The 7,272-nt window shown below is 59.2% G+C and carries 3 protein-coding genes and 1 pseudogene; 2 read left to right on the forward strand and 2 right to left on the reverse strand.

Going from position 1 to position 7,272, the window contains the following annotated elements; translation table 11 throughout:
- Positions 1 to 208: pseudogene (locus AC1DWA_RS32465) on the forward strand (non-homologous end-joining DNA ligase); the annotation flags it as partial.
- Between the two features lie 343 nt (positions 209 to 551).
- On the opposite strand, the gene AC1DWA_RS32470 reads toward AC1DWA_RS32465, so the two are convergent.
- Together AC1DWA_RS32470 and AC1DWA_RS32475 are read right to left on the reverse strand one after the other, a co-directional pair.
- Complete coding sequence (locus AC1DWA_RS32470; RefSeq protein WP_477848218.1) at positions 552 to 4,208, reverse strand: YobI family P-loop NTPase; 3,657 nt, start codon at positions 4,206 to 4,208, stop codon at positions 552 to 554.
- Between the two features lie 753 nt (positions 4,209 to 4,961).
- Complete coding sequence (locus tag AC1DWA_RS32475; protein WP_477848220.1) at positions 4,962 to 6,182, reverse strand: MFS transporter; 1,221 nt, start codon at positions 6,180 to 6,182, stop codon at positions 4,962 to 4,964.
- 75 nt (positions 6,183 to 6,257) lie between these two features.
- Between AC1DWA_RS32475 and AC1DWA_RS32480 the strand changes: the two genes are divergently transcribed.
- The gene (locus AC1DWA_RS32480; RefSeq protein ID WP_477848222.1) at positions 6,258 to 6,620 is read left to right on the forward strand and encodes a MerR family transcriptional regulator; all 363 of its coding nucleotides are present in this window, start codon (positions 6,258 to 6,260) and stop codon (positions 6,618 to 6,620) included.
- Positions 6,621 to 7,272: the final 652 nt, after the last annotated feature.

Genomic DNA, 7,272 nt, shown 5'->3' on the forward strand with positions numbered 1-7,272 from the left:
GGAAGGGATCGTCGCCAAGAACATCGCGTCGCCCTACCAGCCTGGGAAGCGCTCTAGAGATTGGTTGAAGACCCCGGTCAGAGCGAATACAGAAGGAATTGTGTGCGGATTCGTACCGGGCTCCGGCAGTGCAGGCGGTGGTATCGGATCACTGATTCTCGGTGCGCACGACGACTCAGGTGCGCTCATCTACATGGCTGGGCCATGACCACCGATACCGGGGTCGTCACCAGAAACAGTGCAGTCGCCGAAATCGCAAGCGCGCGAGTGATATTTCGTCTTCGAGCGAAATGTGGAGCAGACTTCAAGGCCATACTTCATTCGGCCGTTCGTCATGTCCAGGCCCTCTCGTCCTTTGCGCCCGCGATGGGGCACGTTAAGGAATGACTACTTTGTATCCGAGAAGTCAACGATCGTGGTGCTTTTCGGGATGGTTAGCCTGGAACCGGTCAGGTGGGGAAAGGCGGGGTTCTCTCGTGCGCGGCCTCGACCGATGCCGGATTGCTGAAAGTCATGAATTATCTTTTAGTTTGAGGCATGCTTTGTTGGTTTCAATGGCGCATGTTCACTCGGAGGCCACCAAATAGAGGAACTGGGTTGAACGAACTGACTCGCTCGCGTCGAGTCAGTTCTGTGAGTAGTGCCCTGGTTCCGTCATAGTCTTTCAACTTTGGCCGGTGATGCCCCGTCCGTGTGAGGGGTTCGTACTCGTCGCCGAGGGCCGAAAGGATCTGGTCGAGGATCTCAAGCTCGATGTCGGGCAGGTGGGGTTCCAACAGAGGCAGAATATGCTCAGCTGGAGCACCAGATCGACTGATTTCAACCAGCATTCGGGAGGAAATAGTGTTGCCCTTGTCAGCCCATTTGCAGATTTCGATCGCGCCTTGTTTGGTCAGCCTGCCGCGGACGAAGTCCACGTCGTCGACGATCACGCGTTTGACCGCCGCGGGGACGCGTCGACTGCGCATCACCTGAGGCAAGTCGGAGCTCGACAGTGGTAGTTCGCATATGTAGGACGCAAGGACTTTCGACGCCGCGAAGTAGTCCTCTTTGAGCGGGAAAGGGCTCTCACTGACACATGCGTACGTTTGCGCTGTGTCAGGTATCAAGTCGGTGGCCAGTAGCGCCGGAATGGCCTTCAGCCCTGCATCTGTCAGACGTTCGGGATCGAGCTTGCCGGGGAGTTCGAGCTGCCCAATCAATCGGATGGCCGAGCCCTGATTCAGTTTGTCGGAATTGGCTAGGACATACGCTAGATCGAACCGGGGTTCGTCGTCTACCTCTTCGGCGGCGGTGAGGTCGCGAATGTTCAATTTCTCGGCTAAATCACTGCTGAAGCCCAAGTTTTCGACGTACTGATTTACATTCGAGACGGTCGGCGCGAATCGGCCCGCGGATACCACTGGGGGCCAGGCTGTTTCGTTGAGCGTTTCCAGGTTGGTTACCACGCACGATTCCGACGCACGCTCTACGACTGAGCGAAGGGTGGTCGCTTGACCGGCATTGACCACGTCATCGAGTACCTCTACAAATTTGTCGGAGGAGTCGATGGTGTCCTCGTCGGCGCTGAGGGCGTCAAGGTAGTCGTCCAGGTTCGCCAGGACATGCTCGTAGACGTTGTCGTTGGCTGCCTTTATTACGTCGAGTGCCAGCCCCGACGCTTCACCGAGTGCTGCGAACAGGTTTGTGTGCGTTACCGGGTACAAGCTGGCGGCGACCACAGCTGCGCGCTGCGAATCTCCCAGCGGACGCAGATCGCTGATCTGTGCGCCGAGTCGCCTGACCAGGAGTGCTGTATCTGCGGCCACGGAGCTTTCGGCGATTCCGACAAACGTCTGCATCTGGGCGTAGTGCTCCGAGACAAATGCGGCCACGCGATCAGACGATTCGTAGTCGATCTCCTTCGAAGCGTTTCGAACCGAAGCATCGACGAGAGCAACAACTGATTCGGGGGCGCCCGGAGCCGTCTCGATCAGGTGGACGAACATGTTGGCCCACCGGGAGGCGAGGATGCCAACCAATTGTTCTTTAGCTGCGCCGTCCATCAGATAGGCGTCGATGAACGAGGAGTCAGATTCGGCTCGCACGATGAGCTTGTCGAGTGCCTTGTCGAGGAGTTGGGGGCGCTCGGGTAGGTAGTGATCGAAGACCTGCAGATTGAATACGCTCTCGCCATCGAGGAAGCGCGTGCCCATCTCCTTTTCGACCGCATCGATGGAGTCTGGTCCGTCGAATCGAAAGCGGTGATCTGCGCGATCTGCCTGGACACAATGCAGGACGAAGTTCATGGCGCTGACGCTGATCGCGATACCGTGATAATCCGAGCAGTACAGAGTGAAATTTTCGTCGATATAACCCTTACCGAGCAATTCGTGGGCTAGCGGTGACACTAGCTCGCTGACGATGTCGCCGAGATTGGAGTACCCGCTGCCCGTGGGCATCACGAGGTCTGTTCGGGCCATGACTTCGGACATGGTGGCCTTTGCAACGTATTCCTTGATCGCCAGCGCGTTTCGGGATTTGCGTCGAAGTTGTGTCACATCGGCATCGATAGCATCTTTCAATCCGGTAGCAGGCTCACCGACCAGTGTGGTCAGGTTCTCGAATGACAAGTCGATTCTGTTGCTGTACCCCGGCCGCGTGACCTGCACCTCTAAGCGGACCTCGTACAGAGATTTCCAGAAGTCGACGGAAGTCAGATCCGCGAGTGCGAAGGCTTGTGTCTGGAGGTGAATGACCGGTACACCTCTGCCCCACATTGCCTGAAACATGAGTGAAATCACCGTTTGGAGTCGTTCGCCGGCGACTCTCGCGCGCTCGGCCAGCGGCGCGTTCGAAGCGATCTGGTCTAGTGCTTGTTTGCTGCGCGCTGCCTGGTATTCGGATTGATATTTGACCATGTCGCGGAAGGCTGCATGGGCGCCGTCAATGTTGCTGGTTCCGAGCCGGATGGCTTCGAAGTCATTCAAGTTCAAGTTTTTGTAGACCATCATGGCGAAAAGTCGGTCTACGGTAAGTCCCTCGAGTCCCTTCTCTCCCAGGACTGTGGTTCGGTACATTTCGAACTCGTTCCGAATGTTCCGAATTAGGCGCATGTCGGTCAGATGCGCACCGACCAGGTTCATCAGTTCGGCCGAGGGCTTGCGGGGAGCCTCGGCGAACTCGGCCTCGAGCAGATCTCGTGCTGAGCGGTGGGTGATGAACGGGACCATCGGGACGACCAGATCGAAGAATTTGGTTCTGTTCGCAGATGGGACGGACTCGAGTGCTGACGCTCGACGAGGCGCGTCCGGGGTGTCCGTGTTGCTCTCGCTGGATTCCAGTTGGTCGAAGATGCTGTCACGTACGGCGTAGACAAACCGGATTGGGCGTGACTCGATCTGCTCGGAGTTGTTTAAGACAGTGTTCAACTCGCGAAGAGTTTCGAAGATGTGCGGATCCTTGAAACGGTCCAAATCCTCAAAGACCGCGACCCTAGTTTTGGTCTTCTGGAAGAAATACACGATCTCGTCGAGGTACTCGTCGAAGTAGGAGTTCTCTTTTGCTTTTAGTGTCACAGCGGCGCCACCCGCGGAAACGCTCTCCACTCCTGTCCTGCTTTGCATCGCTCTTAGGCCGAAGAACCACACGGAGCCTACGAACGCGCTTAACGTGGCAACGATTGCCCAGGGCACCCATCCGCGGCTCGTGACGATGCCTTGAGGGCCCATGTCCACGACGCGATTGACCAGTCCGAGTAGGACGGCGATTATGAAGACCCCCACAGCGGTGATAACGCCCCAGCCGGCAGCGGGCCAGGGTTTAAAGGCATCGATACGTGAGTATCTTGATCCCGGCATGTCTGCCGGAGCTTTGCGGTACAGGAGTTGCTTGACAATTTCCTTTTGGATGAGATTTGTCAGAGGTGCGGGCGCCCCATCGTGTTGAATTCGCACATTGGTCGCGTCGTCGATGCCAAGGCTCGACAATGACAGATTCACCCAGTTGATCTTCTGCTTATCCATAGCTGCTTGGACACCGAGGATGACGCTGCTCTTTCCGCTGCCGTAATGCCCTGCCAGAGCGATGTTCTTAGCAGGATTCGCGGTCTTGTCGGTCAGAACCGTGAGAAGTACCGCCGCGTGGCGCCCGTGCAGGTCCTCTTCATATGTCGGTCCGAGACTGCGAAGAGTTGGTACGTCAGATACTGGTGCGGGCGATGGGGGCATGAGCCAGATCCTATGGAGGTGATCGGCCTTGCGTCGGTGGTGGTCCTTCAATGGGGTTGCTCGGGGTAATGGAGTGTTCTGCTCGCGTGTGGCTGCGGGGTGCTTCGTGTTGTTTTGGTGGTGTGTTTTCACGCGCTGGTTACCTGCGCCTTGGTGGTGTTCTCTGATCGGTTTGTGCCGTCGTGGCTTGTGWGGGTGGAGACCGTTGTGATTGTGGGGTTGGTGGCGGTGTTGGCGTGTGGGGAGCGGCGGGTTTCACGTTCACGTTGAGCGGGCAATGGTGCCGGGTGGTGCGAGCGAAATTCTGTGGCGTTGACCTGCGGTGATGACACGTCCCCGGGGTGGTTGTTGGGGCGCCGGCGGGTTTAGGTTCCGGCGGAAGCCGGCAGGGTGTTCGGGTTCGGTGGTGTGGGGGAGTGGTGGCGCATCGGGCGGGGTGTTGTGAGGACCGTTTTCAGGTTGTTTTGAATCATGTTGTCTATCAGTATATTTCGTTATTCGGTTGCGTGGATTTGGCTTCGCGTGTTGTCCGCGACACTTTGTTCTCCAATGTTGGATGTTGTTGTAGCGATGAGACTTTCGGATTTCCTAGTCTTCTTGATATTTTGCGATTTGGCGAGTGCGTCGAGGGTGTGGCTGCCGGTTGTCGTCTCTTCGTGTACTTATGCACCGTCCTACGACCAGCGTGTGGTGATGGTGGTGTTCGACCGCTTGGCTTCGGTGTTCGCTGTCGTCGGGTGTCGCATCCTTGTTTCATACGGCGGTGGCGCTGTCGCGGCGGTGTTGGTGTCCGGGGAATCCGTGTCGGTGCGCGGCGACGGTGACGATGAGGGAGGGGATCAGGAGGATAAGAGCAGCCCAGGGCAGCGAGGCCGGGCCGACGCCGCTCAGGAGGAGACCACCTGCGATTCCGCCTCCGGCGATGCCGATGTTCCAGCAGGTGACCACCAGCGACTGCGCGACATCACCCGCCTCCCCGGCGGCCTCGGCGGAAGCGGTCTGGAGCAGGGTCGCCGCGCCGCCGAACGCGAGCCCCCACACCGCGGCGGCGGCGAACACCAGGGACGGTACGGCGGCGAAGAGTCCCAGTGCGGTTGCAGCGACGGCGAACAGGGCGCAGCTCGCGACCATCAGCGGACGCAGGTGGCGGTCTACAAGGACACCGGTGAACCAGATGCTCAACAGGGAAACGACGCCGAAGGTGAGCAGCACCGCGTCGACGCGATCGGCGAGACCGAGTGGCGCTAGGTAGGGGGCGATGTAGGTGTAGAGAATGTTGTGGGCGAGGACGAAGGCGAGTGTCACGAACAGCACTGCGCCGACGCCGGGGATCGCGAGGGTGCGGCGCAGGGGCAGGCGCGCGTCTTTGGCTTGGCCGGGGAATTCCGGCACTGTCGCGAGTACCCAGCCGATCAGAATCAGGGTGAGCAGTGTCATGATCCCGAACGTGTAGCGCCAGCCCACCAGGTTGGCGAGGAACGTGCCTGCGGGCACGCCGATCGACAGCGCGATTGGGGTGCCGGCCATCGCGATCGCCATCGCCTTTCCTCGCTGGTGCGGAGCGACCATGCGGCGGGCGTATCCGGCCATCAGTGCCCAGAGAAGTCCCGCGACGATCCCGGCGGCGAACCGTGCGAGAAGGGTAAGTGCGTAGTTGTCGGAGAGGGCGGTGATCGTGTTCGCGACGGCGAACCCCGCGATCGCGAGCAGGAGCAGACGGCGGCGGGCCCAGCCGATGGTTGCCGCGGTGAGTGGTACTGCCGCGAGGGCGGAGCCGATTGCGTAGACGGTCACCGTCTGCCCGGCTGCGGATTCGGTGACGCCGAGGTCGCCGCTCATCGCGGGCAGGATTCCGGCAGGCAGTGCCTCCGTCATGATCGTGATGAACCCGGCTGCGCCCAGTGCCATCAGGCCGGCTAGCGGTAGACGCTCGGGTCGGGATGCACGCTGCGAGATGTGCTGTACTTGAGTCATAACCTTATCGTCCATGGTTGACGTTAGTGTCAAGGTCAAGCTCAAGGCCGCGGAACGGCAAGTGAGGTGCGTCGCATGAGGATCGGAGAACTCGCGAAGCTGACGGACACGTCTGCGCGAGCGTTGCGTTACTACGAAGACGAAGGTTTGATCGTGCCGCGCCGTATGGCGAATGGGTACCGGGAGTACGACGACTATCTGGTCGACCGAGTCGTTCAGATCCGGGGTCTGCTCGACTCCGGCTTGCCGACTCGAATCATCAAGCAGATCATGCCGTGTCTGGACAAGCCCCGTACCATCCACTTCGTCGATGCAACCCCCGAGATGCTGAGCACTCTGGAACAGGAGCGCGACCGAATGAGCGATCGTATCGAGTTTCTGACCCGCAACCGTGACGCGATTGACGACTATCTGGAGGCCGTCAAGGCCCTCGCGTAAAGGGACGACATTCGCGAAGAATGCCCAAGGACGAGCAGGTCAGGGGGTGGTAGCTTTCGTCGATGGATTCCGTCTCACTGGTCCGGTTGACCCAAGCACTGAATACCGAATGGGGCCGGGTACGTGCGCTCTCGAAAACGTGAAGGATTGGTCGGAGGTGAACCCGGCGCGCGGTTTGGGTGCCGGCGGCGGGGTGTTCGGGTTCGGTGGTGTGGGGGAGTGGTGCCGGTCGTGAGGGGTGTTGTGAGGGCCCGTTTTGGGCGGTTTTGAATGTTGTTGTGTGTCAGTACTTTTCGGTATTGTGTTGGTGTTGAGTTGTTTTCGTGGGTTGTGCACGGTGGTGTTCTCGTCAACGTCGAATGTTGGTGCAGTGGTGAGGATTTCGGTGTTTCGTGTTTTCGGGTTGTTTTGCGGTTTGGTGGGTGGGGGTGTATGATTGGGAGCATGATGATGACGAGGCAGTGGACGCGAGACGGGGCGCTTTTCGTGACCCTTCCCCTCCTCCCCGACCTCGTTCGGGTGTCGGGTACCGGTTCAGACGCTGCGTTGAATTCGATTGCTGAGAACCAAGATTCGGAATTCAGAGGAGCGAAGCGACTCGATCGGCGGCAACGGTACTCGACCCACTGCGAGCTGCGCAGCGGCTCCCTGG

Source organism: Rhodococcus sp. P4_F3_2, from assembly GCF_056401335.1.